The organism is Streptomyces sp. NPDC102279, assembly GCF_044766365.1.
GTDB lineage: Bacteria > Actinomycetota > Actinomycetes > Streptomycetales > Streptomycetaceae > Streptomyces.
In genome coordinates this window covers 463358-489492 of record NZ_JBIWLU010000003.1, presented here as the reverse complement: position 1 = coordinate 489492, position 26135 = coordinate 463358, and the positions used below count along the sequence as shown (strand labels likewise).

Below are 26135 nucleotides of genomic sequence, written 5' to 3'. Positions count from 1 at the left end.
AAGTCGCACCGAGGCCGCGCAGAGGTGGAAGAAAAAGCATCCGGACATGCGACGACCCCCGCCGGGGGGGAGAGCGGGGGTCGTCCCCACGGCCGACTCGGGGGGGGAGGAGCCGGACCGGGTTAGCACGGTCGCGAACGATCCGTGACTTCCATGGTGTACCCGAGAGCCTTCTCAGGCAAACCCACGCGCCTCACCTTACGCCGAATGGTGGGCCCTATGCTCAACCTTGTGGAAAACCACTCCTTGCCTCGTACAGCCGCCTTCTTTGACCTGGACAAGACGGTCATTGCGAAGTCGAGCACGCTCACGTTCAGCAAGTCGTTCTACCAAGGCGGACTGATCAACCGCAGGGCGGCCTTGCGCACCGCGTACATCCAGTTCGTGTTCCTGGCCGGTGGCGCCGACCACGACCAGATGGAACGGATGCGCAAGTACCTGTCGTCGATGTGCCGCGGCTGGAACGTCCAACAGGTCAAGGAGATCGTCGCCGAGACGCTCCACGACCTCATCGACCCGATCATCTACGACGAGGCCGCCTCCCTCATCGAGGAGCACCACACCGCCGGGCGCGACGTCGTGATCGTGTCCACGTCCGGAGCCGAGGTGGTCGAGCCGATCGGTGAACTGCTCGGCGCGGACCGCGTGGTGGCGACCCGCATGGTCGTGGGCGAGGACGGCTGTTTCACGGGCGAGGTGGCGTACTACGCGTACGGTCCGACGAAGGCCGACGCGATCAAGGACCTGGCCGCGTCGGAGGGCTACGACCTCTCCCGCTGCTACGCCTACAGCGACTCGGCGACCGACGTGCCGATGCTGGAGTCCGTCGGCCACCCGCACGCCGTGAACCCCGACCGGGCCCTGCGCCGCGAGGCGGTCGCCCGCTCCTGGCCGATCCTGGACTTCCACCGCCCCGTCCGCCTCAAGCAGCGGCTGCCCAACCTGTCCGTCCCACCCCGGCCGGCCCTGGTCGCGGCGGCGGCCATAGGAGCGGCGGCCGCCACGGCCGGGCTCGTCTGGTACGCGAGCCGACGGCGCGCCTCCGTGGTGTGAACAGCCCGCCCGGGGCGGGCATGAGCGTCTCGCGCGAGCCCCGAAGCGGGCGCCACGCGTGCGCGTGCAGCCCGCGAGCGCCCTTTTCTCACCCTTTGAACCTAAAAGTAAAGAAGTGTGGCCAGGGGTTCCGCTTCCTCCGGACCAGGAGTACAAAGGGGTTAACGGCCCGCGAGACCAAGGACATCCGCGAGGATCACCTTTGAACGCAACAAGGCCCCACGGACCGAGCATGAACATCGAGCACCCACGCGACGTCGACCCGTCGATTACGGGCCAGCCGCACCAGGTGACGGGCCGAAGTTCCCGACCTGATGGGCAACATCCGAGGACGCTTGGTAACCCGGTGAACATGCCAGCGGCGGTACGAGAACTCGTACCGCCGCAACCCTGTTCAGGGTGTTTCCACTTCCCGGCCCGCTGCCGGGCCGCCCTTCCCGCTAGGCCGCGCCTCGCTGAAGCGCCTCACAGACCGCCGCGGACTCCCGCGCGCCCAGCTCAACAGCCTTGCCGCAATGGGCGATCCAGGCAGCCATACCTTCTGGCGTGCCGGAGACATAGCCGTCCAGCGCCGCCAGATAGGCCGCGCGGCCCAGCTCGGCGTGACCGACCTCCACCGGACAGATCGACTTGGGGTCGAGACCACTGCCGATCAGTACGATGCGCTCGGCCGCGCGCGCGACCAGCCCGTTGCGGGACGTGAAGGGGCGCAGGGCGATCAGCTCACCGTGGACCACGGCCGCCGTGACCAGCGCGGGCGCCGAACCACCGGCGATGATCAGCTGAGAGAGGCCTTCGAGCCGCCCGGCGACCTCGTCCGCGTCCGGCAGGGGCAGCTCCACGAGGGGCTCGTCGACCCGCTCGCCGCGTTGTCGCGGCCGACCGGTGCCGTCGCCCTGGTCCGCCGCCGCCACCAGGTGCAGCCGGGCCAGCACCCGCAGGGGCGACTGCCGCCAGATGGACAGGAGTTGCCCCGCCTCGGCGGTCAGCCGCAGGGCCGCACCGACGGTGCGTGCCTCGTCGTCCGAGCTGAAGTCGGTCCGCCGGCGCACCTCTTCGAGAGCCCAGTCGGCTCCTGATACCGCCGCCGAACCGCGCGCACCGCGCAGCGCCGCCTCGGACGTGATCTCGTTGCTGCGGCGCCGCATGATGCGGTGCCCGTAGACCCGGTCCACGGCCTTGCGGACGGACTCCACGGATTCGGCCACCCCGGGAAGCGAGGCCAGAGCCGCGAGCGGATCGGCGGTCGCACCTGTCGTACTCATGAGTACGACCCTACGCACCTCACGGCCACACCCCACGAAGGAGTGGTCTTCTTCACGCAGTGCAACCACGGAATGCGATCAACGCACTACTCTTGGTGAACATGAAAATTGCTTTCGTCGGGAAGGGCGGCAGCGGCAAGACCACCCTGTCGTCGCTCTTCGTCCGCCACCTCGCCGCCTCAGGGGCTCCGGTCGTCGCCGTGGACGCCGACATCAACCAGCACCTGGGGCCCGCACTCGGCCTTGAGGAGACGGAGGCCGCGGCCCTCCCCGCGATGGGTGAGCGGCTGCCCGTCATCAAGGACTACCTGCGCGGCTCCAATCCGCGCATCGCCTCCGCCGAGACGATGATCAAGACCACTCCGCCCGGGCAGGGGTCGCGGCTGCTGCGGGTCGACGAGACCAATCCGGTGTACGACGCGTGCGCGCGACCGGTGAAACTCGACGGCGGCACGGTCCGTTTGATGGTCACCGGCCCGTTCACCGAGGCCGATCTGGGAGTTGCCTGCTACCACTCCAAGACCGGCGCGGTGGAGCTCTGCCTGAACCACCTCGTCGACGGCCCCGGCGAGTACGTCGTGGTCGACATGACGGCCGGCTCCGACTCCTTCGCGTCCGGCCTCTTCACCCGTTTCGACATCACGTTCCTCATCGCCGAGCCGACCCGGAAAGGGGTCTCCGTCTACCGCCAGTACAAGGAGTACGCCCAGGACTTCGGCGTCACCCTCAAGGTCGTCGGCAACAAGGTGCAGGGCGAGGACGACATCGACTTCCTGCGCGCGGAAGTCGGCGACGACCTCTTGGTGACGGTCGGACACTCCGACTGGGTCCGCGCCATGGAGAAGGGCCGGCCGCCCCGGTTCGAGCTCCTGGAGGAGGTCAACAGGCACTCGCTCTCCCGCCTGAAGACCGCCGCCGACGCCACGTACGAGCTGCGTGACTGGGATCGGTACACGCGTCAGATGGTGCACTTCCACCGTAAGAACGCGGCCAGTTGGGGCAACACGAGGACCGGGGCGGACCTCACGGAGCAGGTCGACCCAACCTTCGTACTCGGCGAGAGCCCGCTGGCCACGGCCTGAGCAGCCGGGCGGCCCCGGCTCCTCCGGCGAGGAGCGAGGGGCCGGGCCGGACCGGCGCGCCGCTACTGCTTGAGGGCCGGCGCGCCAGGGACGCCCTTCGGGGCCGGGGCGGGGCCTCCGGAGAGGAAGGACGCCCAGCCCTGCGACGGAGCCTCACCGACATCGAGGCCACGGAGCTTGGCGACGGTGGCCGGGTCCTGGGCGTCGAGCCAGTCGGCGAGCTGCCGGAAGGAGACACAGTGGACCTCAGCCTTGGTGCAGACGCGCTCGACGACCTCGTCGACGGCGCGCATGTAGTTGCGGCCGTTCCAGGACTCGAAATGGTTGCCGATCACCAACGGCGCACGGTTCCCGTCGTAGGCGCGCTCGAAGCCCTTGAGCAGGCCGTCACGCATCTGATCGCCCCAGAGCTCCTGCTTGTCGGGGTCGCCCTGGGTCTGGGTGCCCGACTGGTTGACCATGAAGTTGTAGTCCATGGTCAGCTGCTCGTAGGAGTGGCCGGGGAAGGGCACCAACTGCATCGACAGATCCCACAGGCCCTCCTTCTTCTGCGGCCAGAGCTGGTCGTTGACGCCACTGGTGTCGTAGCGGAAGCCCAGCTGATGGGCGGCCTTCATGAAGTTCTGCCGGCCCTCCAGACAGGGGGTGCGGGCGCCGATGAGTTCCTTGTCGTAGTCGAACGGCAGCGCCGATTCCTTCTTCAGTCCCGTGTTGGTCTTCCAGGACTTCACGAACGACTTCGCCTGGGCGATCTCGCTCTTCCAGTCCGCGACCGACCACTGGCCGACGCCGCCCTCCGTGCCGCAGAAGTGGCCGTTGAAGTGGGTGCCGATCTCGTTGCCCTCCAGCCACGCGCCGCGCAGCTGCTTCACGGTGTCCTCGATGCCCTGCTGGTCGTTGAAACCGATCTCCGAGCTGCCGGCCGAGTGCTGGGGTGGGCGGTACAGGTCGCGCTTGTCCTCCGGCAGCATGTAAACGCCGCTCAGGAAGTACGTCATGGTCGCGTTGTTGGCCTTGGAGATCTTCCGGAAGTGGGAGAAGAGCTTCTGGCTGTCCTCGCCGGCGCCGTCCCAGGAGAAGACCACGAACTGCGGCGGCTTCTGGCCGGGCTTCAGCCGCTCGGGCCGGGGCAGATGCGGCTGCGCCCCGGTGTACGAGGTGGAGCCGTCGCCGATCAGACGGACCGCGGTCTTCGGGGCGGGCGCACCTTCCGCCTTCTTCACGGTCTGCGTGGCGTGGGAAGAAGGGGTACCGCCCGCACAACCGGCGAGCGCAGTGGCGCAGGCCGCGGCGAGTGCTGCGCCCGCGGCGATCCTCTGGGTGGCGGCCATCTCCGCCCTCCTTTTCCTCGGTCGGTCACCCCTGGTCAGGGCGTCATGGGGTTGGCGTGCAGCCGTGTGCCGACAGCGCCGCCAAGGTTTCACGGGACCGAGAAGGAATAAGTACGACAAGCCGATAAAAAGCTCACTTCACTCCGGGGAGTGATTTACTGCCCCATTTGCTCCGGTTTACCGCATGAGCGCTTTACCCTGCATTACGATCCGTTTACCGAGCGTTGAAAATCCCGCCGCTGCACGCCGTGACCCACGGCCGCGACCCGCCCCCCGCCGCAATCGGACGGGGGACCACCTGTTCCGCGACCGCGCTGCCCCGGAGGAGACGGGAACATGTCTGCCTGCGTCCCCACTCGCGCCGCCGACCCCACTCGGCCCGCGCGCACCCACCAGCCCCACAGCCCCCCACCGACCCCGCCCCGCCGGTTCCGCATCGAGAGTGCGGACCTGTCGGCCTCGATCGCGGTCTTCCTGATCGCTCTCCCTTTGTCCCTCGGCATCGCCCTCGCCACCGGCGCCCCGCTCCAGGCCGGCCTCGTCGCCGCCGCCGTGGGCGGACTCGTGGCCGGGCGCATCGGCGGCTCGGCACTCCAGGTGAGCGGTCCCGCCGCCGGCCTGACGGTCGTCACCGCCGAACTGATCCAGCACTACGGCTGGCGCGCGACCTGCGGCATCACCGTTCTCGCCGGCATCACCCAACTCGGCCTCGGCTGCCTGCGCGTCGCGCGGACGGCTCTGGCGGTCAGCCCCGCGATCGTGCACGGCATGCTCGCCGGCATCGGCGTCACCATCGCCGTCGCCCAACTGCACATCGTGCTCGGGGGCGTGCCGCAGAGCGCCGTCCTCGACAACCTCGTCGGCCTGCCGGGCCAGGTGGCACGCATGCAGCCCGCCGCGGTGTCCATGAGCGTGCTGACGCTGGTGCTCCTGTTCGCCTGGCCGCGCCTGCCCGGGCGGACCGGCCGCCTGCTGCGCAAGGTGCCCGCCGCCCTGGTCGCCGTCGCCGGCGCCACCGCGACCGCCTCGCTCGCCGGACTGACCCTTCCCCGGGTCGACCTGCCCTCCTGGAGCAGCCACGCGCTGGCCGGACTCCCCGAAGGTCCGGTGCTCGGCGTCGCCGCAGCCGTCCTCACCGTGACGCTGGTCTGCAGCGTGCAGTCACTGCTCGGCGCCGTCGCGGTGGACAAGCTGGTGAGCGCCCGGCCGGAACTCCAGGCCCGCGTGGGCCGTTCCGGCCTCGACAGGGAATTGCTCGGCCAGGGCGCCGCCAACGTCGTCTCCGGCGCGCTCGGCGGACTGCCGGTCGCCGGTGTGGCCGTCCGCAGTTCCGCGAATGTCCAAGCGGGCGCTGTGAGCCGGAACTCCACGATGCTGCACGGCGTTTTCGTAGTAGTTGCCGCGCTGCTGATGGTCCCGATCCTGGAGCTGATCCCCCTCGCATCGCTCGCCGCCCTGGTGATGGCCGTCGGCATCCAGATGGTGTCCCTGCACCACATCCGCACGGTCACCCGCCACCGCGAGGTACTGGTCTACGCCGTCACCACACTCGGCGTCGTGTTCCTCGGCGTCCTCGAGGGTGTGGCGCTCGGAGTCGCCGTGGCCGTCGGCGTCGCCCTGCACCGCCTCACCCGCACCCGCATCACGCACGAAGAGAAGGGGGGAGTCCATCACGTCCGCGTACGAGGGCAGTTGACGTTTCTGGCGGTGCCGCGACTCAGCCGGGCCCTCCACCTCTTCCCCCGCGGGGCCGACATCGTCGTGGAGTTGGACGGATCGTTCATGGACCACGCGGCGTACGAGTCACTGCAGGACTGGCAGAGCTCGCACAGCGCCCAGGGCGGCACGGTGGAGATCACCGGGCGGGCCGGGACCCGGATCGCCGAGCCGGCCGACTCCGCGCACTGCCGTTGCCGCCCCTGGACACCGTGGCGGAACCATCACTGCGAGGATCCCAGTGCCATGGGATCCGCCTCCCCTTCCGGCGGGCACGACGAGAAGACCGGTGAGCCCCGGCCGAGCGGGCATCAACTGGCGCGCGGCATCAGCGCGTTCCAGCGGAACACCGCTCCGCTGGTGCGCGAGGAGCTGGCCAGGCTCGCGCGGGAGGGGCAGCGGCCGTCGCAGCTGTTCCTGACGTGTGCCGACTCCCGGCTCGTCACATCGATGATCACCTCCAGTGGTCCGGGTGACCTCTTCGTCGTGCGGAACGTGGGCAACCTCGTGCCGTTGCCCGGCGAGGAGAGCGGGGACGACTCGGTGGCCGCCGCCATCGAGTACGCCGTGGACGTGCTCAAGGTGCGGTCCATCACCGTGTGCGGGCACTCCGGATGCGGGGCCATGCAGGCGCTGCTGGCGTCGGAGCCCGGAGGGGCCCTCACGCCGCTGAAGCGGTGGCTGCGGCACGGGCGGCCGAGCGTGGAGCGGATGGCCGACGAGGACCGGCCGAAGCCGCGCCTCACCGGGCGGGAACCCGCCGACACGGTGGAGCAGCTCTGCCTGACCAACGTGGTGCAGCAGTTGGAGCACCTGCGGGCGCACGACTCCGTCGCGCGGGCGCTGCGCGAGGGTGCGCTCGAACTGCACGGGATGTACTTCCACGTCGGTGAGGCCCAGTCGTATCTGCTGGCCGACGGCCACGAGGCCGAGCTGTTCGGTCACGTGGGCGCGGCGGACGATCTGCGTCATCCCGCGTGAGCGGCGCGGGTGCGCGGCCCTGCCCGACGGGGCCGCGCACCCCGCCCGATGCCTGACACCTCCCTTTCCCTCCCCAGCGCTCTCCGCCGGCCTTTCGTGATCGCCCTCCTTGCGCCGCTGGACCCCCGCGACGACACGCCTGGCAGGGGGAACGGGGTGGCGGTGCCGGGCAAGGTGTTCCGTGAACCCGGTGTCCGCGGCGTACGTGCATCAGGGTGTGGCCCCGCCTTCCAGGCCGTCAGGCCTCGTGTGATCTTGTGGGGGCCGGCCGGGCCGCACCCCGTGGCGAGGATGCGCCACAGGGTCACGGGCCGGAGCGGCGACGGACGATAGGTCTAAACCAATTTGGGGTCGACCCTTGTCACCGAGCCCCCCGGTCTGATGAGCTGTGGCCTGGGACACAACGGACACCCTGGGAAAGGGAGATGTCGTGAGCAACGAAAGCCTGGCCAACCTGCTGAAGGAAGAGCGCAGGTTCGCGCCGCCCGCCGACCTGGCGGCGAACGCCAATGTCACCGCGGAGGCGTATGAGCAGGCCAAGGCTGACAGGCTCGGCTTCTGGGCCGAGCAGGCCCGTCGGCTGACCTGGGCCACCGAGCCGACCGAGACGCTGGACTGGTCGAACCCGCCGTTCGCGAAGTGGTTCGCCGACGGCAAACTGAACGTCGCGTACAACTGCGTGGACCGGCACGTCGAGGCCGGCAACGGCGACCGCGTCGCCATCCACTTCGAGGGTGAGCCGGGTGACAGCCGTGCCATCACCTACGCCGAGCTCAAGGACGAGGTCAGCCGGGCCGCCAACGCGCTGACCGAACTCGGTGTCGGCAAGGGCGACCGGGTCGCCGTCTACCTGCCGATGATCCCCGAGGCCGTCGTCGCGATGCTGGCCTGCGCCCGTATCGGCGCCGCGCACTCGGTGGTCTTCGGGGGCTTCTCCGCCGACGCGATCGCCGCCCGCATCAAGGACGCCGACGCGAAGCTGGTCATCACCTCCGACGGCGGTTATCGCCGCGGCAAGCCCTCCGCGCTCAAGCCCGCAGTCGACGACGCGGTCAGCCGGGCCGACGGGGTCGAGAAGGTGCTGGTCGTGCGCCGTACGGGCGAGGACGTCGCCTGGACCGAGGGCCGCGACGTCTGGTGGCACGACGTCGTCGCCAAGCAGTCGGCCGAGCACACGCCGGAGGCGTTCGACGCCGAGCACCCCCTGTTCATCCTCTACACCTCCGGCACGACGGGGAAGCCCAAGGGCATCCTGCACACCTCCGGCGGCTACCTCACCCAGGCCAGCTACACCCACCACGCCGTCTTCGACCTGAAGCCGGAGAGCGACGTGTACTGGTGCACGGCCGACATCGGCTGGGTCACCGGACACTCGTACATCACCTACGGGCCGCTCTCCAACGGCGCGACGCAGGTCATCTACGAGGGCACCCCGGACACCCCGCACCAGGGCCGGTTCTGGGAGATCGTGCAGAAGTACGGCGTGACGATCCTCTACACCGCGCCCACCGCGATCCGCACGTTCATGAAGTGGGGCGACGACATCCCCGCGAAGTTCGACCTGTCCTCGCTGCGCGTCCTCGGCTCGGTCGGTGAACCGATCAACCCCGAGGCCTGGATGTGGTACCGGAAGCACATCGGATCCGACAAGACGCCGATCGTCGACACCTGGTGGCAGACCGAGACCGGCGCGATGATGATCGCTCCGCTGCCCGGCGTCACGGAGACCAAGCCCGGCTCCGCGCAGCGCGCACTGCCCGGAATCGCCGCCACCGTCGTCGACGACGAAGCCAACGAAGTACCCGACGGCGGCGGCGGCTACCTGGTGCTGACCGAGCCGTGGCCGTCCATGCTGCGCACCATCTGGGGCGACGACCAGCGCTTCCTCGACACGTACTGGTCGCGCTTCGCGGGCAAGTACTTCGCCGGTGACGGCGCCAAGAAGGACGACGACGGCGACATCTGGCTGCTGGGCCGCGTCGACGACGTGATGCTCGTGTCCGGCCACAACATCTCCACCACCGAGGTCGAATCCGCCCTCGTCTCCCACCCCTCGGTCGCTGAAGCCGCGGTCGTGGGCGCCGCGGACGAGACCACCGGACAGGCCATCGTCGCCTTCGTCATCCTGCGCGGCACCGCGTCCGCCGAGGACGAGAACCTCGTCGCCGACCTGCGCAACCACGTCAGCACCACCCTCGGCCCGATCGCCAAACCCAAGCGGGTCCTCCCGGTCGCCGAACTGCCCAAGACCCGGTCCGGCAAGATCATGCGCCGCCTGCTGCGCGACGTCGCCGAGAACCGCGCAGTCGGCGACGTCACCACCCTCGCCGACTCCACGGTCATGGACCTGATCCAGGCCAAGCTGCCGGCAGCGCCCAGCGAGGACTGACGCGGGACCGTTTCCCGTAGGCCGCCCGGAGGGGGTGGCGGAGCATCCGGATTCCGGAGCTCCGCCACCCCCTCGGCAGTTTCCGCCACCCCCTCCGCGGTTTCCGGCACCTCCGGTTCGGTTTCCGGGGCCTGTCGCTCAGCTCTGGGTACCCGAGCGCGACGAGCGCGGCGCCACACCACCCGATGTCCGATTTCCCCGTAATGTGAAGGTCCCGGTGCCGACCCGGGCCGCACGTTGGGTACCGTAAGCAAAACGTCAAAGACGCGACAAGATCCATCATGGTGTGCCGGGAAGTCTGGTCGGCGAGTGCTCAGTCCTGCCTGCCGACCGGAGGTCCTCACCGTGACCGCGCCCCGCACCGCCACCCGTAAGTTCTTCGGACGGATGTCCCTGCCCGAACGCAACTTCGTCGCGGACGCGTTGCGCACCGAGACCGTCGGCGGCGTCCTCCTGCTGATCGCGGCGATCGTCGCGCTGGTCTGGGCCAACACACTGCAGGACAGCTATGCGAGCGTCTCGCACTATCACTTCGGACCCGCCGCGCTCGGACTCGACCTGTCCGTGGCGCACTGGGCGGCCGACGGCCTGCTCGCCGTGTTCTTCTTCGTCGCCGGAATCGAGCTGAAGCGCGAACTGGTCGCCGGGGACCTGCGCGACCCCAAGGCCGCACTGTTGCCCGTGGCCGCCGCGGTCTGCGGCATGGTCGCCCCCGCGGTCGTCTACACCCTGACCAACGTGGTCGGCGGCGGCTCCCTCGACGGCTGGGCCGTCCCCACCGCCACCGACATCGCCTTCGCGCTCGCCGTACTCGCCGTCATCGGGACGTCGTTGCCGTCCGCGCTGCGCGCCTTCCTGCTCACGCTCGCCGTCGTCGACGACCTGTTCGCGATCCTGATCATCGCGGTCTTCTTCACCGACTCCATCAACCTCCCCGCACTCGGCGGGGCCGTCGTCGGACTCGGCGTCTTCTGGCTGCTGCTGCGCAAGGGCGTCCGCGGCTGGTACATCTACGTCCCGCTCGCCCTCGTCATCTGGGGGCTGATGTACAACAGCGGCATCCACGCCACCATCGCCGGTGTCGCGATGGGCCTGATGCTGCGCTGCCATCCGCTCGAAGGCGAGGACCACTCCCCCGGCGAGCACATCGAACACTTGGTGCGCCCGGTGTCGGCAGGCCTGGCCGTCCCCCTGTTCGCCCTGTTCAGCGCCGGCGTCTCGATCTCCGGCGGAGCCATCGGCGACGTCTTCACCCGGCCCGAGACCCTCGGCGTCGTGCTGGGACTCGTCGTCGGCAAGGCCGTCGGCATCTTCGGCGGTACGTGGCTGACGGCCCGGTTCACCCGGGCCTCGCTCAGTGAAGAGCTCGAATGGGCCGACGTCGCCGCCGTCGCCACCCTCGCCGGCATCGGCTTCACCGTCTCGCTGCTCATCGGCGAACTCGCCTTCGTCGGCAACACGGCCCTCACCGACGAGACGAAGGCGGCCGTACTGATCGGCTCGCTCATCGCGGCCGTGCTCGCCACGGTCCTGCTGAAGATGCGGAACGCCAAGTACCGTGCGCTGTGCGAGGCGGAGGAGCGCGACGAGGATCTCGACGGCATCCCCGACATCTACGAACAGGACAACCCGGCGTACCACTTGCGCATGGCCGAGATCTACGAGCGGAAGGCCGCGGAACACCGCAGGCTTGCCGAAGTGGCGGGTGGGGCAGGCGAGGGGAACGACGGTCCGGCATGATCTGACAGGACCGCACAAACACATGCAGAAGAGGGAGATCGCGATGAGTGCACCCGACGGCAGCCCGGTCGGCGCCGAACGCAGCATCGGCCAGTTGTTCGCCTCGGCGACGACCGAGATGTCCGCACTGGTGCACGACGAGATCGCACTGGCGAAGGCGCAGCTCAAGCAGGACGTCAAGCGCGGCGCGGTCAGCGGCGGCGCGTTCTCGGCGGCCATCGGCGTGCTGATCTTCTCCCTGCCGATGCTCAGCTTCGCCCTCGCCTACGGCATCCGGACCTGGAGCGACTGGAACCTCGCGATCTGCTTCGTGCTGTCGTTCGCGGCGAACGTGCTGGTCGCGGCCGTCCTCGCACTGATCGGCCTGTTCTTCGCGAAGAAGGTCAAGAAGAGTCAGGGCCCGCAGAAGGTGGCCGCCTCCGTGAAGGAGACGGCGGGTGTCCTGCCGAACGCCAAGCCGCACCCCCGGCCCGCGCCGGTCGAGGACGTCCTCAAGGCTGTGGCACGCTCGTCCTCATGACGGACCCCGCCACACCTTCGGCCCAACCCGCCTCGGCCGTTCGGATCGACCTTCCCGGACGCAAGGTGATCCACCGGGACGTGGCCGCCAACGGCGCGCGCTTCCACATCGCCGAGGTCGGTGACGGCCCGCTCGTCCTGCTGCTGCACGGCTTCCCGCAGTTCTGGTGGACCTGGCGGCACCAGCTGGGAGAACTCGCCGACGCCGGTTTCCGGGCGGTGGCCATGGACCTGCGCGGCGTCGGCGGGAGCGACCGCACCCCGCGCGGCTACGACCCCGCCAACCTCGCCCTCGACATCACCGGGGTGATCCGGTCCCTGGGCGAGCCCGACGCCGCGCTGGTCGGGCACGACCTGGGCGGCTACCTGGCGTGGACCGCGGCCGTCATGCGGCCCAAGCTGGTCCGCCGGCTCGCCGTGTCGTCCATGCCGCATCCGCGGCGCTGGCGGTCCGCGATGCTCTCCGACGTCCGGCAGACCACGGCGGGCTCGTACATCTGGGGGTTCCAGCGTCCCTGGATCCCCGAGCGTCAACTCGTCGCCGACGAGGGCGCCCTGGTGGGGCGTCTGGTCCGGGAGTGGTCGGGTCCCCGGCAGCCGGACGACGACGCCGTGGAGGCGTACCGCCGGGCCATGTGTATTCCGTCGACCGCGCACTGCTCCGTCGAGCCCTACCGCTGGATGGTGCGGTCCATGGCCCGTCCGGACGGCATCCAGTTCAACCGGCGCATGAAGCGGCCCGTGCGCGTACCGACCCTGCATCTGCACGGCTCGCTCGATCCGGTGATGCGGACGCGCAGCGCGGCCGGCTCCGGCCAGTACGTCGAAGCGCCCTACCGCTGGCGGCTGTTCGACGGGCTCGGACACTTCCCGCACGAGGAGGATCCGGTGGCCTTCTCCACCGAACTGATCAACTGGCTGAAGGATCCGGAACCCGATCGGTGACCTGAGAGTCACCCCTGCGGAACCGTCCGGACACGGGCCGTATCGCGCCCGCGGCACGGACGGTGAACACCTGTCCTTCGAACAGCCAATTGCCTGACGCATAGGCCAATTGGGGCCTCCGGGCGAGGTTATGGACCTTGGGGCCCGGGCAGACGTCGGGGTATGGGCTGGACGCACGACTACAGTGACGCAGCACGCAATCGCCGCTCGGCCTCGGGTCTGAGCTCCCATCAGAGGGGCACCCCGCAGCTGACGGGTGCCGATCCTCGCGTGGGTATTCCGCGCATTCTGCGCCGCCGGGCCCGCTGGGTCTCGGTACGGCTCCGCCATCCCCGCGGCTGACGCCCCGACCGTCGGTCAGAGCGCGCAGCTGTCGCTGTCCACCTGCTGATTGGCCGTCCGCCCCTTGGCGATGTCCTTCTGGATCTCGTCCGCGGTGAGCGCGTAGCCGGTGTCGGCGTCGTCGAGCGACTTGGCGAAGACCACTCCGTACACCTTGCCCTCGGGTGTCAGCAGCGGTCCGCCGGAGTTGCCCTGACGGACCGTCGCGTACAGCGAGTAGACGTCACGGCGCACCGTCTTGCGGTGGTAGATGTCCGGCCCGTTGGCCGTGATGCGGCCCCGCACGCGCGCCGGCTGCACGTTGTACGAGCCGTTCTGCGGGAAGCCCGCCACGATCGCGCTGTCTCCGCTGCTCGCGTCCTCGGTGCTGAACCGCAGGGCGGGCGCCTTCAGGGCCGGTACGTCGAGGACGGCGATGTCGCGCTCCCAGTCGTACAGGACGACCTTGGCGTCGTACTTCCGGCCTTCTCCGCCTATCTGGACCGTCGGCTCGTCGACCCCGCCGACCACGTGCGCATTGGTCATCACCCGGCGGTCGCCGAAGACGAATCCGGTGCCTTCGAGGACCTTGCCGCAACTCTGGGCGGTCCCCATGACCTTGACGATGGAGCGCTGCGAGCGGGCGGCCACGGGGCTGGAGGCGAGCGCCGGGTCCGGAGGCCGGACCTCCGTGATGGGTTCGTTGGCGAAGGGGCTGAAGACCTGCGGGAAGCCGTTCTGCGCGAGGACCGAGGAGAAGTCGGCGAACCAGGTGTTGGCCTGGGAGGGCAGCGCCCGGGACACGCCGAGGAGCACCTTGGAGCTGCGGACCTCCTTGCCGAGCGTCGGCAGCGTCGTGCCCGCGAGGGCCGAACCGATCAGCCAGGCCACCAGGAGCATCGCCAGGACGTTCACGAGGGCGCCGCCCGTCGCGTCCAGGGCACGGGCCGGGGACCAGGTGATGTACCGGCGGAGCTTGTTGCCGAGGTGGGTGGTGAGCGCCTGGCCGACGGAGGCGCAGACGATCACGACCACCACCGCGACGACGGCCGCGCCCGTGCTCACCTTGCTGTCCTCGGTCGCCCAGCCCCAGATCACCGGGAGGAGATAGACGGCGACGAGGCCGCCGCCCAGGAAGCCGATCACCGACAGGATGCCGACGACGAAGCCCTGGCGATAGCCCACGATCGCGAACCACACGGCGGCGACCAGCAACAGGATGTCCAGCACATTCACGGAGGTCACCTTGTCATGCGCGCCAGTCGAGCGGGACCTGCTTCTCGCGGTCCCACGGGCGCTCCCAGCCCGCGTAATGCAGGATCTTGTCGATCACCCCGGCCGTGAAACCCCAGACCAGGGCCGATTCGACCAGAAATGCGGGGCCTCGGTGTCCGCTGGGGTGCACGGTGGTCGCACGGTTGGCCGGGTCCGTGAGATCCGCCACGGGGACCGTGAAGACGCGGGCCGTCTCGCCCGGGTCGACGACTCCGACCGGGGTCGGCCGGCGCCACCACCCGAGGACCGGGGTCACCACGAAGTGGCTCACCGGGATGTACAGCTTGGGCAGGACGCCGAAGAGCTGGACACCGCTCGGGTCGAGGCCCGTCTCCTCCTCGGCCTCGCGCAGGGCGGCGCGCAGCGGGCCCTCGCCCGCCGGGTCGCCGTCCTCGGGGTCGAGGGCGCCACCGGGGAACGACGGCTGCCCGGCGTGTGATCTGAGGGTCCCGGCGCGCTCCATGAGCAGCAGCTCGGGACCGCGCGCGCCCTCGCCGAACAGGATGAGCACGGCGGACTGGCGCCCCGTGCCGTTCGTCGGCGGCAGGAAGCGGCTCAGCTGGAGCGGTTCGACCGTCTCCGCGGCGTGCGCGACCGGATCCAGCCAGTCGGGCAGTCCGTCCCTGGAGACCAGCACCTGTCCGCCCTGCGTGTTGCTCGCGTCCCGTGTGTTGTCCGTGCGCGTCATCGCCACCCCCGTTCTGCTGTTCCCAACGCCCGCCGGGGCCGTGTTCGTTCCGTCATCCGGCGCCCAGTGGCGGTGCGGGGATGCCTCCCGCGTCCAGATAGGACTGCGGGGGGTTGAGCCGCTGGCCGGGGAAGCCGCCCTTCTCGTACTTCAGTAGCTTCCTGGCCTTCTCCGGATCGGTCTCGCCCTCCCCGTACGCCGGGCAGAGCGGGGCGATGGGGCAGGCGCCGCAGGCCGGCTTGCGGGCGTGGCAGATGCGGCGGCCGTGGAAGATCACGTGGTGCGACAGCATCGTCCACTCGCTCTTCGGGAAGAGCTCGCCGACGGCCGCCTCGATCTTGTCCGGCTCGGTCCGCTCGGTCCACTGCCAGCGCCGCACCAGCCGCTGGAAGTGGGTGTCCACGGTGATGCCGGGCCGTCCGAACGCGTTGCCGAGCACGACGAAGGCGGTCTTGCGGCCCACTCCGGGCAGCTTGACGAGGTCTTCGAGCCGTCCGGGCACCTCACCTCCGAAGTCGTCCCGCAGGGCCTTGGAGAGCCCTATGACCGACCTGGTCTTGGCACGGAAGAACCCGGTCGGGCGCAGGATCTCCTCGACCTCCTCCGGGTTGGCCTCGGCGAGGTCCTCGGGGGTCGGGTACTTGGCGAAGAGCGCCGGCGTCGTCTGGTTCACCCGGAGGTCGGTGGTCTGCGCGGACAGCACCGTGGCCACGATCAACTGGAAGGGGTTCTGGAAGTCCAGCTCCGGGTGGGCGTACGGATACACCTCGGCGAGCTCGCGGTTGATCCGGCGGGCCCGGCGGACGAGAGCGGTGTGCGACTCGTTGCGCGGCGGCTCGGCGACGGCGGTCTGCCCGGGCGGGGCCTTCTTGGCCGCGGCCTTCGCCGGCGCGGCCTTCGTTCCGCGGGTGCTCGCAGCCGCTGCTTTCTTGGCCGCGGCTTTCGCGGGAGCCGCCTTCTTGGCCACCGCTTCGGCGGGAGCCGCCTTCTTCGAGGCGCCCTTCTTGGCAGCGGTCCCCGTAGAAGCGGATTTCTTGGCGGCACCCCCCGCGGCGGCAGCCGTCCTGGCGGCCGCACTCCTCGCCGGAGCGGCCTTCCCGGAGACATCCTCCACAGGAGCACCCTTCTTGGAGACCGCCTTCTTGGAGGCTGTCTTAGTGGCCGTCACCTTCTTGACGGCTCTTTTCACCGGTGTCTGTTTTGCCCTTTTCGTCGGCTCTTTGGTTCCGTCGGGGACCTGTTCGCCCACAGCGGAATCGCGACGTACAACCATCCGCCCAGCCCCCTTGGCCTGTGCTCTCACCGGCGATTTGGACACCCGGCCAGCCTAGAGCCCGGCACCGACATCCGCCCCGGACCCTGAAGATCGGCCCCCAATTGGCCCCCTGCCGCACTCGTTGGGACGCCAGTGCGGCAGACTTGTGACTGATCACACTGTTTGGACCGTCCGGCAAGATGGGGAACACGGTCCCCTGGTACCAAGGGGGAACAAGATCCCCTGAGCAGGTCGACAAGGAGAGAACTCGTGGACGACGTTCTGCGGCGCGCCCCGCTCTTCGCGGCGCTCGATGACGAGCAGGCCGCGGAGCTCCGCGCCTCCATGAGTGAGGTGACGCTCGCGCGCGGCGATGCTCTCTTCCATGAAGGGGACCCCGGAGACCGCCTCTACGTGGTCACCGAGGGCAAGGTGAAGCTGCACCGCACCTCCCCCGACGGACGCGAGAACATGCTGGCCGTCCTCGGCCCCGGTGAGCTGATCGGCGAGCTGTCGCTGTTCGACCCGGGCCCGCGTACGGCGACCGCCAGCGCCCTCACCGAGGTAAAGCTGCTCGGCCTCGGCCACGGCGACCTCCAGCCGTGGCTCAACGCACGCCCCGAGGTGGCCGCCGCCCTGCTGCGCGCCGTCGCCCGGCGCCTGCGCAAGACCAACGACCAGATGTCCGACCTGGTCTTCTCCGACGTGCCCGGCCGTGTCGCGCGCGCCCTCCTCGACCTCTCGCGCCGCTTCGGCGTGCAGTCGGAAGAGGGCATCCACGTGGTGCACGACCTCACGCAGGAGGAGTTGGCCCAGCTGGTCGGCGCCTCCCGAGAGACCGTCAACAAGGCGCTCGCCGACTTCGCGGGCCGTGGCTGGCTCCGGCTGGAGGCCCGCGCGGTGATCCTGCTCGACGTCGAGCGACTCGCCAAGCGCTCGCGCTGACGCCTTCGCCCGTACGTCGACGGGGCCCGTCTCCTCTGGAGACCGGGCCCCGTCGCCGTTGCGGAGGCGCTAGATGAGCCCGTGCTCGCGCAGGTACTCCATCTGCGCCCGGACCGAGAGTTCGGCGGCGGGCCACAGGGAGCGGTCCACGTCCGCGTAGACGTGCGCGACGACCGCCTCCGGGGAGCGGTGGCCGTCCTCGACCGCCGTCTCCACCTGGGCGAGCCGATGGGCGCGGTGGGCGAGATAGAACTCGACCGCTCCCTGCGCGTCCTCCAGGACGGGCCCGTGCCCGGGCAGCACCGTGTGGACGCCGTCGTCGACCGTGAGGGACCGGAGCCGGCGCAGCGAGTCGAGATAGTCGCCCAGGCGGCCGTCGGGATGGGCCACCAGCGTCGTACCGCGCCCCAGGACGGTGTCCCCGGTCAGCACGGCCTGATCGGCCGGGAGATGGAAGCACAGCGAGTCGGCGGTGTGCCCCGGGGTGGCGACGACGACGAGTTCGAGGCCGCCGAGGCTGATCGCCTCGCCCGGAGCGAGCCCCTCGTCGCCCAGCCGCAACGCCGGGTCCAGGGCCCGCACCTTCGTGCCGGTCAGCTCGGCGAACCGCCCGGCGCCCTCGGCGTGGTCGGGGTGTCCGTGCGTCAGGAGGGTCAGCGCGACGCGTTTGCCGGCCTTCTCGGCCGTGTCCAGCACGTTCCGCAGATGGACGTCGTCCAGGGGGCCCGGGTCGATGACCACCGCGAGCTCGGAGTCCGGCTCGGACACGATCCACGTGTTCGTGCCGTCCAGGGTCATCGCCGAGGCGTTGGGGGCGAGGACGTTCACCGCCCGCGCGGTGGCGGAGCCCGAGAGGACGCCGCCTCGGGGCTGCCCGGGAAGGGCGGCTGCGTCGGTCATGCGGAGGCTCCGCCCGTCGGGATGTGCTTGGTGAACTCGTCGTGCCCGGGCCACGAGAGGACGACCTCGCCGTCCTCCAGGCGCGCCTCGGCCAGGACGGGGGTCATGTCGCGGGCCGCCGCAGCGGCGAGGGCGTCGGCGGCGCTCTCCCGGTCGACGACGCCCCGCAGCGTCGCGATGGTGGGCGGCATCATCAGGAGCTCGCCCTTGTCGTATCCGGCGGCCGCGTCGGCGGGACGGATCCACACGGTCCGGTCGGCTTCCGTGGAGGCGTTGCGCGTGCGCTGGCCCTCCGGGAGGACGGCCACGAAGAACCAGGTGTCGTAACGGCGGGACTCGAACTCGGGGGTGATCCATCGGGCCCAGGCCCCGAGCAGGTCCGAGCGGAGCACGAGGCCCCTGCGGTCGAGGAACTCGGCGAAGGACAGGTCCCTGGCGACCAGGGCAGCCCGGTCCGCCTCCCAGTCGTCACCGGTCGTGTCCCCGACCACGGTCTCCGGGCCGGGTCCCGCGAGCAGGACGCCCGCCTCCTCGTACGTCTCCCGTACGGCCGCGCAGACGATGGCCTGCGCCGAGGTCTCGTCCACGCCGAGGCGCCGCGCCCACCACGCGCGCGTGGGGCCCGCCCAGCGGATCTGGTGCTCGTCGTCGCGGGGGTCCACGCCGCCGCCCGGATACGCGTACGCGCCTCCGGCGAAGGCCATGGAGGCGCGTCTGCGCAGCATGTGCACCACAGGGCCGCCCTGGCTGTCCTTGACCAGGATCACGGTGGCCGCGCGCCGGGGTGTGACCGGCGTCAGCGTGCCCTCGGTGAGAGCCCGGATCCGATCCGGCCACTCCGCCGGAAACCACTGCCCATTCCCCATGGCCGGAGGCTATCCCGAGCCGGGCGGATGTTCGAGACCCCACCGCCTCACAAGCCCGTCTCGCCTCTTTGGCCCCTGCCCAGCCCGTACCTGGGGTTCCGCCCCGGACCACCCGCCGGGCCTCTCGGAACGCACAACGAGGGCTACGCGTGCGTGAGCTCCACCTGGATCTCGACCTCGACCGGCGCGTCCAGCGGCAGCACGGCCACCCCGACCGCGCTCCGGGCGTGGACGCCCTTCTCGCCGAGCACCGCACCGAGCAGCTCACTCGCGCCGTTCAGCACACCGGGCTGCCCGGTGAAGTCCGCCGCGGAGGCGACGAAGCCCACGACCTTCACGACCCGCGCGATGCGGTCCAGGTCGCCCGCGACCGACTTCACGGCCGCCAGGGCGTTCAGCGCGCACGTCCGGGCCAGCTCCTTGGCCTCCTCGGCCGTGACCTCGGCGCCCACCTTCCCGGTGACAGGAAGCTTCCCGTCCACCATCGGAAGCTGACCGGCCGTGTACACGTACACCCCCGACTGCACGGCGGGCTGGTAGGCCGCCAGCGGCGGGACAACACCGGGCAGCGTCAGGCCGAGCTCGGCGAGCTTCGCCTCGACCGCCCCGCTCATGCGGACTTCTCGCGCTTCAGGTAGGCCACCAGCTGCTCGGGGTTGTTCGGCCCGGGCACGACCTGGACGAGCTCCCAGCCGTCCTCGCCCCAGGTGTCCAGAATCTGCTTCGTGGCATGGACGAGCAGCGGCACGGTTGCGTATTCCCACTTGGTCATATGGCCGACTGTAGCCGCTGCCGAGGACCACCCACCGCCCCAGGCGACCCACCACATCCGGCCACATCACCCCGTTCCGCGCGCAGCTTGTCCACAGCCTCCTGCTTACTCCGGCCGCGGACTGGTTAGGCTCGAATACGTGAGCAGGCTCCAGGTCGTCAGCGGCAAGGGCGGTACCGGCAAGACCACGGTAGCCGCGGCCCTAGCGCTCGCCCTCGCTACAGAGGGCAAGCGCACCCTCGTCGTCGAGGTCGAGGGCAGACAGGGCATCGCGCAGCTCTTCGAGACGGAGACGCTGCCCTACGAGGAGCGGAAGATCGCCGTCGCTCCGGGCGGCGGGGAGGTGTACGCCCTCGCCATCGACGCGGAACTGGCGCTGCTGGACTACCTCCAGATGTTCTACAAACTGGGCGGCGCCGGCCGGGCCCTCAAGAAGCTCGGCGCGATCGACTTCGCGACCACCATCGCGCCCGGAGTGCGGGACGTCCTCCTCACCGGCAAGGCCTGCGAGGCGGTGCGGCGCAAGGAGAAGAGCGGCCGCTTCACGTACGACTACGTGGTGATGGACGCGCCTCCGACGGGCCGCATCACCCGCTTCCTGAACGTGAACGACGAGGTCGCCGGTCTCGCGAAGATCGGCCCGATACACAACCAGGCCCAGGCCGTCATGCGGGTCCTCAAGTCGCCGGAGACGGCGGTCCACCTGGTGACGCTGCTGGAGGAGATGCCCGTACAGGAGACCGCGGACGGGATCGCGGAACTGCGTGCCGCGAAACTCCCCGTGGGCCGGATCGTCATGAACATGGTGCGCCCGGCGCTCCTCGACGAGACCGACCTGGCCCTCGTGGAGACCGCGCCGCGCACGGCGATCGCCAAGTCGCTCTCGTCGGCCGGCCTCGGCGGCGCGCGCCGCGGCGGACTCGCCGAGCGGCTGGTGGGCCCCCTGCTCGAACAGGCGGAGGAGTACACCGAGCGGCACGCGCTGGAGACCGAACAGCGCAGCGTGCTGGCCGAGCAGGGCCTGCCCCTGCACGAACTGCCGCTGCTCGCCGAGGGCATGGACCTGGCCGGTCTGTACGAACTGGCCGCACTGCTGCGGAAGCAAGGGATGTCATGAGTCTGGACCCCGCTCGTGTCCTCGACCTCGACCCGCTGCTCGACGACCCGAAGACCCGCATCGTGGTGTGCTGCGGCTCGGGCGGCGTCGGCAAGACGACCACGGCGGCGGCTCTCGGGCTGCGTGCCGCGGAGCGCGGCCGCAAGGTCGTCGTCCTCACCATCGACCCCGCGCGCAGGCTGGCGCAGTCCATGGGCATCGACTCGCTCGACAACACCCCGCGCCGGGTGAAGGGCGTCGAAGGCAGCGGAGAGCTGCACGCGATGATGCTCGACATGAAGCGGACGTTCGACGAGATCGTCGAGGCGCACGCGGACGGCGAGCGAGCGACCGCCATCCTCAACAACCCCTTCTACCAGTCGCTTTCGGCCGGCTTCGCGGGCACGCAGGAGTACATGGCGATGGAGAAGCTGGGCCAGTTGCGGGCGCGCGACGAGTGGGACCTGATCGTCGTCGACACGCCGCCGTCCCGCTCCGCGCTGGACTTCCTGGACGCCCCGAAGCGCCTCGGTTCCTTTCTGGACGGGCGGCTGATCCGGCTGTTGACGGCGCCGGCGAAGCTGGGCGGCCGGGCGGGCATGAAGTTCCTGAACGTCGGGATGTCGATGATGACCGGCACCCTGGGCAAACTCCTCGGAGGCCAACTCCTCAAGGACGTCCAGACGTTCGTGTCCGCGATGGACACCACCTTCGGCGGATTCCGCACGCGCGCGGACGCCACGTACAAGCTGCTCCAGGCGCCCGGCACGGCCTTCCTCGTGGTGGCGGCCCCGGAGCGGGACGCGTTGCGGGAGGCGGCGTACTTCGTCCAGCGGCTTGCCGCCGAGGACATGCCGTTCGCGGGTCTGGTGCTCAACCGTGTGCACGGGAGCGGGGCGGCCCGGTTGTCCGCCGAGCGGGCACTCGCCGCCGCGGAGGATCTTGATTCGGCCGCGTCGGAGGACGAGGAATCCGCCACCGCAGAAAATCTTGACGAGGCCGGCATTGTCGATCAGGGGGGCGGGAAAGCTGGTCTTCGTAACTCTCCCGACACGTACGGCAGTTCAGATTCCACGGCTTCCGAGACGGCAGCTCCTGACGAAGGCTCCCCCGACGCCCCGCCCAGGACGGCCACCACGGACAGCACCCCCGGCACGGACGGGACCGCCGCCACGGACCCCGAGCGCTCCGTCGACCAGCTCACCGCAGGCCTGTTGAGGCTGCATGCCGAGCGCATGCAGCTGCTCTCGCGCGAGCAGCGGACACGTGACCGCTTCACCGCACGCCATCCCGAGGTGGCGGTGGCGGAAGTGGCGGCACTGCCCGGCGATGTACACGATCTGGCGGGGCTGCGGAACATCGGGAACCGGCTCGCGGCCCACAAGCCGGAGCTGCCCGAGAGCTGAGCGGGCGGCAACCGGTCGCCCTCAGTGCGCTCGACGTACAAGGCCCACGGCCCCCACGGCGCTGCGGACACCCGAAGGGGGCTGCGGACACCAGGACGGACCCGCGCAGCCTGACCGCGCACCGCACTCCGTCCGTTCGGCGCGCCTCAAGGGCACGAGGGGTGGAGGGCGGCATCCACCCTGCGCGCCCGGACCTTCCCGCCCGGACACGCACCGCCTCGGCTCGGCACCACGAACCCGCCGCGGTCACCTCGGCACCACGAACACTCCGCGGTCACCTCGGCGTCTCAGCCGTCCCGACGTCTCCTGCGGGGCACCTCGGGGTCCGGTCGCCGAGCGGGCGACCGCGAACGGCCCTCAGCCCACCGCCGCGTAGCGCTCGTACACCTCTTCCTCGTCCAGAGGGAGCAGGCCGGCGCCGCGCTCGTACTCGGTACGCGCGGTCTCCAGCAGGCGACGCCACGAGGTGACCGTCGGCCGGCGGCGCAGCAACGCGCGGCGCTCCCGCTCGGTCATGCCACCCCACACGCCGAATTCGACGCGGTTGTCGAGCGCATCGGCGAGGCACTCCGTGCGTACCGGACATCCGGTGCACACTGCCTTGGCCCTGTTCTGCGCTGCTCCTTGAACGAACAGTTCATCCGGATCGGTAGTGCGGCAGGCCGCCTGCGCACTCCAGTCGGTTACCCAGCCCATACCGGCGCCGTCCTCTCCCGAATCGAGGCTCCCCCACGGCGGCAGCGGCATATTCACCGCCGCCAGTTGAGGACGTTACGGAAGGTGGGCACAGCGCAACACCCCCTTCGGGCCCAATCTTGAATGGCCCGAACGGACTATGCGTAAGCGGCAGATCACCCGGGGGAGTGAGCTGAGGACATGCGTGACTATCCCGGCAAACCGGGACAGTTCAGTGGAGTCACAACGGACGCCGGGTGACACACAAGGCTGATTCGGACACGCTCTCCACAAAAATCGTGGAACCTCCGGAACGATTCGGGGTCGCCGGACGTATTGATACGTAGCCGCACTGCTGTGACAGTTGAGAGCAGCTTAGGCCAAGGCATATACGCGTGTCCGGCGAATGAGAACGTAGGCTGCCCTCATGCCAAAGAAGCGCTCGGGCGGTGGTCTGTCCCCTACGCAGCAGGCCGCCAAGTTCCTCGGTGTCAGCGTGCTCGCGGGCGCCGTCATGGCCGGAATCGCCCTGCCCGCCGCCGGCGCGCTCGGCCTCGCGGCCAAGGGCTCGGTCCAGGGGTTCGACGACATTCCGGACAACCTGAAGAGTCCCGCGCTGAGCCAGCGGACCACGATCCTGGACAACAAGGGCGGTCAGATCGCGACGGTCTACTCGCGCGACCGCACGGTGGTCGACCTCAAGGACATGTCGCCGTACATGCAGAAGGCGATCGTCGCGATCGAGGACTCGCGCTTCTACCAGCACGGCGCGGTCGACCTGAAGGGCATCCTGCGCGCGGTCAACCAGAACGCGCAGAACGGCGGAGTGGCCCAGGGCGCCTCCACCCTGACCCAGCAGCTGGTGAAGAACTACTTCGTGGAGGAGGCCGGCGACGACCCGACGAAGGTCGCGCAGGCCACCCAGCAGACCATCGGCCGCAAGATCCGCGAGCTGAAGTACGCGATCCAGCTGGAAGAGAAGCTGGGCAAGAAGAAGATCCTCGAGAACTACCTGAACATCACGTTCTTCGGGGAGCAGGCCTACGGAGTCGAGGCCGCCGCCCAGCGCTACTTCTCCAAGCACGCCAAGGACCTGAACCTCCAGGAGTCGGCGCTCCTCGCGGGCATCGTCCAGTCGCCCAGCCGGTACGACCCGGTCAACGACGAGGAAGAGGCCACCAAGCGCCGCAACACCGTCCTGGAGCGCATGACCGAGGTGCACGACATCTCCCAGGAGGAGGCCGACAAGGCCAAGGCGGCCAAGCTCGGGCTGCACGTCAGCCAGCCGAAGAACGGCTGCATCACGGCGGTCGCGGGCGCCAGCTTCTTCTGCAAGTACGTGGAGAACGTCTTCAAGAGCGACCCGGTCTTCGGCAAGACGCGGGAAGCCCGCGCCAAGGTCTGGAACCAGGGCGGCCTGACGATCCGTACGACGCTGGACCCGCAGGCGCAGGAGTCGATCCAGACCTCGATAAAGGATCACGTCAACAAGTCCGACAAGGTCGCGGCGGCGGGCACCCTGGTCGAGCCGGGCACCGGCAAGATCCTCGGAATGGGCCAGTCGAAGCCGTACGGCTACGGGAAGAACGAGACCGAGTACAACTACTCGGTGAACTACGGCATGGGCGGCTCGAACTACGGCTTCCCGACCGGTTCGACGTTCAAGCCGTTCGTGGCCGCGGCGGCGCTGGAGCAGGGCAGGCCGGCGACGCAGGAGTACTCGTCGCCGAACAAGATGCCGTACCCCAGCCCCGTGCAGACCTGCGGCAGCAAGCCGTGGACGAACCAGTCGAACGAGGTCGTCCCGAACGAGAGCGCCTCCGAGGTCGGTCCCTACCGGCTGAAGGAGGCGATGGCGAAGTCGGTCAACACCTACTTCGTGCAGATGATCTCCGACATCGGCCTCTGCCCGGTGATCAACCAGATCGACAAGCTCGGCGTCGTGCAGGGCAACGGCGACAAGCTCCCCCAGGTGCCGTCCATCGCCCTGGGCGCCAAGGGCATCTCGCCGCTCACGATGGCCACGGCGTACGCCGCCTTCGCCTCCCGCGGCATGTACTGCACGCCGATCGCCATCGAGTCGATCAGCCAACAGGTCGGCGAGCGCGAGAAGTCCCTCGAAGTGCCGAAGTCGACGTGCTCGCGGGCCATGTCGGAGAAGACCGCGGACACCGTCAGCACCCTGCTGAGCGGCGTGATCGACTCCGGTACGGGCCAGCAGGCCGGCCTCACCGACCGCGCCAACGCCGGTAAGACCGGTACCACCGACGAGCGGAAGAACGCCTGGTTCGTCGGCTACACGCCGAACCTGTCGGGCGCCGTCTGGGTCGGCAGCGCCTCCCAGCGGGTCCACATGGTGGGCATCTCGATCGGCGGCGTCTACCACGACAAGGTCTACGGCGGTGAGGTCCCCGGACCGATCTGGCGGGACCTGATGACGGGGGCGCTCGTCGGCAAGGAAGCCCCGCCCTTCAACAAGGTCGTCATCCCCGACCTCGACAAGGACAAGGACAAGAACCGCGACAAGGGCGGCGACGACGGCAACAACGGCGCCCCGAACGGCAACGCGGGCGGAAACGCCAACGGCGGGACCACCCTCGGGAACACCATCAGCGGCCAGGGCGACGGTGGCGGGACGATCCCGACGCCTTCCTTCTCCATCCCCGAGGGATTCATCCAGGGGAACAGCAACGGCGGTACCGGGAACGGCGGCAACGGAGACGGCGGCCAACGCTGACCCGTACGCCCTGACGCTCCGGCGTCCCGACGTCGGACAGGGAAAAGGGCACCTTCGCGGCGGAGGAAGCGGCACACGCGCTTCCCGCTTCGCCTCGAAGGTGCCCTTTCCGCTGGCGTACCTACGTTCTCGCTCGCCCCTCGTGCGGGACGAGGACGCGCTGCGACGGTACGAACGG

Annotated in this window: 22 protein-coding genes; 12 read left to right on the top strand and 10 right to left on the bottom strand. The window is 69.8% G+C overall.

What is annotated here, in order from left to right; all coding sequences use genetic code 11:
- Positions 1 to 219 precede the first annotated feature (219 nt).
- A complete protein-coding gene (locus ACIRQH_RS09005; protein WP_358815445.1) occupies positions 220 to 1053 on the top strand; it encodes an HAD family hydrolase in 834 nt (277 codons plus the stop codon).
- A gap of 440 nt (positions 1054 to 1493) precedes the next feature.
- Here the strand turns inward: ACIRQH_RS09005 and ACIRQH_RS09000 are convergent, their stop codons facing one another.
- Complete coding sequence (locus tag ACIRQH_RS09000) at positions 1494 to 2318, bottom strand: oxidoreductase (protein WP_388875744.1); 825 nt, start codon at positions 2316 to 2318, stop codon at positions 1494 to 1496.
- 101 nt (positions 2319 to 2419) lie between these two features.
- Between ACIRQH_RS09000 and ACIRQH_RS08995 the strand changes: the two genes are divergently transcribed.
- Positions 2420 to 3400 carry an ATP-binding protein gene (locus ACIRQH_RS08995; RefSeq protein WP_404224853.1) on the top strand — a complete coding sequence of 327 codons (981 nt, stop codon included), beginning with the start codon at positions 2420 to 2422 and terminating at the stop codon, positions 3398 to 3400.
- Positions 3401 to 3462: 62 nt separating this feature from the next.
- Here ACIRQH_RS08995 and ACIRQH_RS08990 read toward each other — a convergent pair whose 3' ends face one another.
- Positions 3463 to 4731 (bottom strand): hypothetical protein, encoded by a 1269-nt coding sequence (locus tag ACIRQH_RS08990; protein WP_388930161.1) that lies wholly within the window; start codon positions 4729 to 4731, stop codon positions 3463 to 3465.
- A 336-nt stretch (positions 4732 to 5067) separates the two neighbouring features.
- Between ACIRQH_RS08990 and ACIRQH_RS08985 the strand changes: the two genes are divergently transcribed.
- The 6 genes from ACIRQH_RS08985 (at position 5068) to ACIRQH_RS08960 (ending at position 13363) form a co-directional block, all read left to right on the top strand.
- On the top strand, positions 5068 to 7428 hold the full coding sequence (locus ACIRQH_RS08985; protein ID WP_388875752.1) for a SulP family inorganic anion transporter: 2361 nt from the start codon (positions 5068 to 5070) through the stop codon (positions 7426 to 7428).
- 388 nt (positions 7429 to 7816) lie between these two features.
- Entirely contained in the window at positions 7817 to 9817 is a 2001-nt protein-coding gene (acs, locus tag ACIRQH_RS08980; protein WP_358815440.1) for an acetate--CoA ligase, read from the top strand.
- A 345-nt stretch (positions 9818 to 10162) separates the two neighbouring features.
- Positions 10163 to 11557, top strand: coding sequence for a Na+/H+ antiporter NhaA (nhaA, locus tag ACIRQH_RS08975; protein ID WP_388930160.1), 1395 nt, complete (start codon positions 10163 to 10165; stop codon positions 11555 to 11557).
- A gap of 43 nt (positions 11558 to 11600) precedes the next feature.
- The gene (locus ACIRQH_RS08970) at positions 11601 to 12077 is read left to right on the top strand and encodes a phage holin family protein (RefSeq protein WP_358815438.1); all 477 of its coding nucleotides are present in this window, start codon (positions 11601 to 11603) and stop codon (positions 12075 to 12077) included.
- Positions 12074 to 13021, top strand: coding sequence for an alpha/beta fold hydrolase (locus ACIRQH_RS08965; RefSeq protein ID WP_404224849.1), 948 nt, complete (start codon positions 12074 to 12076; stop codon positions 13019 to 13021). Before ACIRQH_RS08970 ends, ACIRQH_RS08965 begins: the two co-directional genes overlap by 4 nt.
- Before the next feature lie 162 nt (positions 13022 to 13183).
- Positions 13184 to 13363 (top strand): hypothetical protein, encoded by a 180-nt coding sequence (locus tag ACIRQH_RS08960; protein ID WP_358815436.1) that lies wholly within the window; start codon positions 13184 to 13186, stop codon positions 13361 to 13363.
- A gap of 15 nt (positions 13364 to 13378) precedes the next feature.
- On the opposite strand, the gene ACIRQH_RS08955 is transcribed toward ACIRQH_RS08960, so the two are convergent.
- From ACIRQH_RS08955 to nth, 3 genes are read right to left on the bottom strand one after another with little or no spacing between them, the layout of a single operon-like run.
- The gene (locus ACIRQH_RS08955; protein WP_358815435.1) at positions 13379 to 14578 is read right to left on the bottom strand and encodes a MarP family serine protease; all 1200 of its coding nucleotides are present in this window, start codon (positions 14576 to 14578) and stop codon (positions 13379 to 13381) included.
- A 13-nt stretch (positions 14579 to 14591) separates the two neighbouring features.
- Entirely contained in the window at positions 14592 to 15305 is a 714-nt protein-coding gene (locus ACIRQH_RS08950; protein WP_388875766.1) for an NUDIX hydrolase, read from the bottom strand.
- Between the two features lie 52 nt (positions 15306 to 15357).
- The gene (nth, locus tag ACIRQH_RS08945) at positions 15358 to 16473 is read right to left on the bottom strand and encodes an endonuclease III (protein ID WP_388875769.1); all 1116 of its coding nucleotides are present in this window, start codon (positions 16471 to 16473) and stop codon (positions 15358 to 15360) included.
- Between the two features lie 357 nt (positions 16474 to 16830).
- On the opposite strand from nth, the gene ACIRQH_RS08940 reads away from it, so the two are divergent.
- Positions 16831 to 17505 carry a Crp/Fnr family transcriptional regulator gene (locus ACIRQH_RS08940; protein ID WP_016642758.1) on the top strand — a complete coding sequence of 225 codons (675 nt, stop codon included), beginning with the start codon at positions 16831 to 16833 and terminating at the stop codon, positions 17503 to 17505.
- Positions 17506 to 17574: 69 nt separating this feature from the next.
- Here ACIRQH_RS08940 and ACIRQH_RS08935 read toward each other — a convergent pair whose 3' ends face one another.
- The 4 genes from ACIRQH_RS08935 to ACIRQH_RS08920 all read right to left on the bottom strand — a co-directional run bounded on the left by ACIRQH_RS08935 (position 17575) and on the right by ACIRQH_RS08920 (position 20043).
- Complete coding sequence (locus ACIRQH_RS08935; RefSeq protein WP_358815432.1) at positions 17575 to 18405, bottom strand: MBL fold metallo-hydrolase; 831 nt, start codon at positions 18403 to 18405, stop codon at positions 17575 to 17577.
- Entirely contained in the window at positions 18402 to 19271 is an 870-nt protein-coding gene (locus ACIRQH_RS08930) for an NUDIX hydrolase (RefSeq protein WP_358815431.1), read from the bottom strand. The genes ACIRQH_RS08935 and ACIRQH_RS08930 overlap by 4 nt, the downstream gene beginning before the upstream one ends.
- Before the next feature lie 143 nt (positions 19272 to 19414).
- Positions 19415 to 19885 (bottom strand): RidA family protein, encoded by a 471-nt coding sequence (locus ACIRQH_RS08925; protein WP_358815430.1) that lies wholly within the window; start codon positions 19883 to 19885, stop codon positions 19415 to 19417.
- On the bottom strand, positions 19882 to 20043 hold the full coding sequence (locus ACIRQH_RS08920; protein ID WP_075033571.1) for a DUF4177 domain-containing protein: 162 nt from the start codon (positions 20041 to 20043) through the stop codon (positions 19882 to 19884). Before ACIRQH_RS08920 ends, ACIRQH_RS08925 begins: the two co-directional genes overlap by 4 nt.
- A 139-nt stretch (positions 20044 to 20182) precedes the next feature.
- Between ACIRQH_RS08920 and ACIRQH_RS08915 the strand changes: the two genes are divergently transcribed.
- Together ACIRQH_RS08915 and ACIRQH_RS08910 are read left to right on the top strand one after the other, a co-directional pair.
- Positions 20183 to 21160 (top strand): ArsA-related P-loop ATPase, encoded by a 978-nt coding sequence (locus tag ACIRQH_RS08915; RefSeq protein ID WP_358815429.1) that lies wholly within the window; start codon positions 20183 to 20185, stop codon positions 21158 to 21160.
- Positions 21157 to 22545, top strand: a complete 1389-nt coding sequence (locus ACIRQH_RS08910; RefSeq protein WP_404224845.1) for an ArsA family ATPase — start codon at positions 21157 to 21159, stop codon at positions 22543 to 22545. The genes ACIRQH_RS08915 and ACIRQH_RS08910 overlap by 4 nt, the downstream gene beginning before the upstream one ends.
- A gap of 357 nt (positions 22546 to 22902) precedes the next feature.
- Here ACIRQH_RS08910 and wblA read toward each other — a convergent pair whose 3' ends face one another.
- Positions 22903 to 23241 carry a transcriptional regulator WblA gene (gene wblA, locus ACIRQH_RS08905; RefSeq protein WP_028799159.1) on the bottom strand — a complete coding sequence of 113 codons (339 nt, stop codon included), beginning with the start codon at positions 23239 to 23241 and terminating at the stop codon, positions 22903 to 22905.
- A gap of 406 nt (positions 23242 to 23647) precedes the next feature.
- Here wblA and ACIRQH_RS08900 point away from each other — a divergent pair, with 406 nt between their 5' ends.
- The gene (locus ACIRQH_RS08900; RefSeq protein ID WP_404224843.1) at positions 23648 to 25957 is read left to right on the top strand and encodes a transglycosylase domain-containing protein; all 2310 of its coding nucleotides are present in this window, start codon (positions 23648 to 23650) and stop codon (positions 25955 to 25957) included.
- The last annotated feature ends 178 nt before the right edge of the window (positions 25958 to 26135 follow it).

What these genes read in the sequence shown, in the direction of transcription:
- ACIRQH_RS09005 (WP_358815445.1), top strand. Translation starts at nt 220, where the DNA reads ATGCTCAACCTTGTGGAAAACCACTCCTTGCCTCGTACAGCCGCCTTC.
- ACIRQH_RS09000 (WP_388875744.1), bottom strand. Translation starts at nt 2,318, where the DNA reads ATGAGTACGACAGGTGCGACCGCCGATCCGCTCGCGGCTCTGGCCTCG.
- ACIRQH_RS08995 (WP_404224853.1), top strand. Translation starts at nt 2,420, where the DNA reads ATGAAAATTGCTTTCGTCGGGAAGGGCGGCAGCGGCAAGACCACCCTG.
- ACIRQH_RS08990 (WP_388930161.1), bottom strand. Translation starts at nt 4,731, where the DNA reads ATGGCCGCCACCCAGAGGATCGCCGCGGGCGCAGCACTCGCCGCGGCC.
- ACIRQH_RS08985 (WP_388875752.1), top strand. Translation starts at nt 5,068, where the DNA reads ATGTCTGCCTGCGTCCCCACTCGCGCCGCCGACCCCACTCGGCCCGCG.
- ACIRQH_RS08970 (WP_358815438.1), top strand. Translation starts at nt 11,601, where the DNA reads ATGAGTGCACCCGACGGCAGCCCGGTCGGCGCCGAACGCAGCATCGGC.
- ACIRQH_RS08965 (WP_404224849.1), top strand. Translation starts at nt 12,074, where the DNA reads ATGACGGACCCCGCCACACCTTCGGCCCAACCCGCCTCGGCCGTTCGG.
- ACIRQH_RS08960 (WP_358815436.1), top strand. Translation starts at nt 13,184, where the DNA reads ATGGGCTGGACGCACGACTACAGTGACGCAGCACGCAATCGCCGCTCG.
- ACIRQH_RS08950 (WP_388875766.1), bottom strand. Translation starts at nt 15,305, where the DNA reads ATGACGCGCACGGACAACACACGGGACGCGAGCAACACGCAGGGCGGA.
- ACIRQH_RS08935 (WP_358815432.1), bottom strand. Translation starts at nt 18,405, where the DNA reads ATGACCGACGCAGCCGCCCTTCCCGGGCAGCCCCGAGGCGGCGTCCTC.
- ACIRQH_RS08930 (WP_358815431.1), bottom strand. Translation starts at nt 19,271, where the DNA reads ATGGGGAATGGGCAGTGGTTTCCGGCGGAGTGGCCGGATCGGATCCGG.
- ACIRQH_RS08925 (WP_358815430.1), bottom strand. Translation starts at nt 19,885, where the DNA reads ATGAGCGGGGCGGTCGAGGCGAAGCTCGCCGAGCTCGGCCTGACGCTG.
- ACIRQH_RS08920 (WP_075033571.1), bottom strand. Translation starts at nt 20,043, where the DNA reads ATGACCAAGTGGGAATACGCAACCGTGCCGCTGCTCGTCCATGCCACG.
- ACIRQH_RS08910 (WP_404224845.1), top strand. Translation starts at nt 21,157, where the DNA reads ATGAGTCTGGACCCCGCTCGTGTCCTCGACCTCGACCCGCTGCTCGAC.
- wblA (WP_028799159.1), bottom strand. Translation starts at nt 23,241, where the DNA reads ATGGGCTGGGTAACCGACTGGAGTGCGCAGGCGGCCTGCCGCACTACC.
- ACIRQH_RS08900 (WP_404224843.1), top strand. Translation starts at nt 23,648, where the DNA reads ATGCCAAAGAAGCGCTCGGGCGGTGGTCTGTCCCCTACGCAGCAGGCC.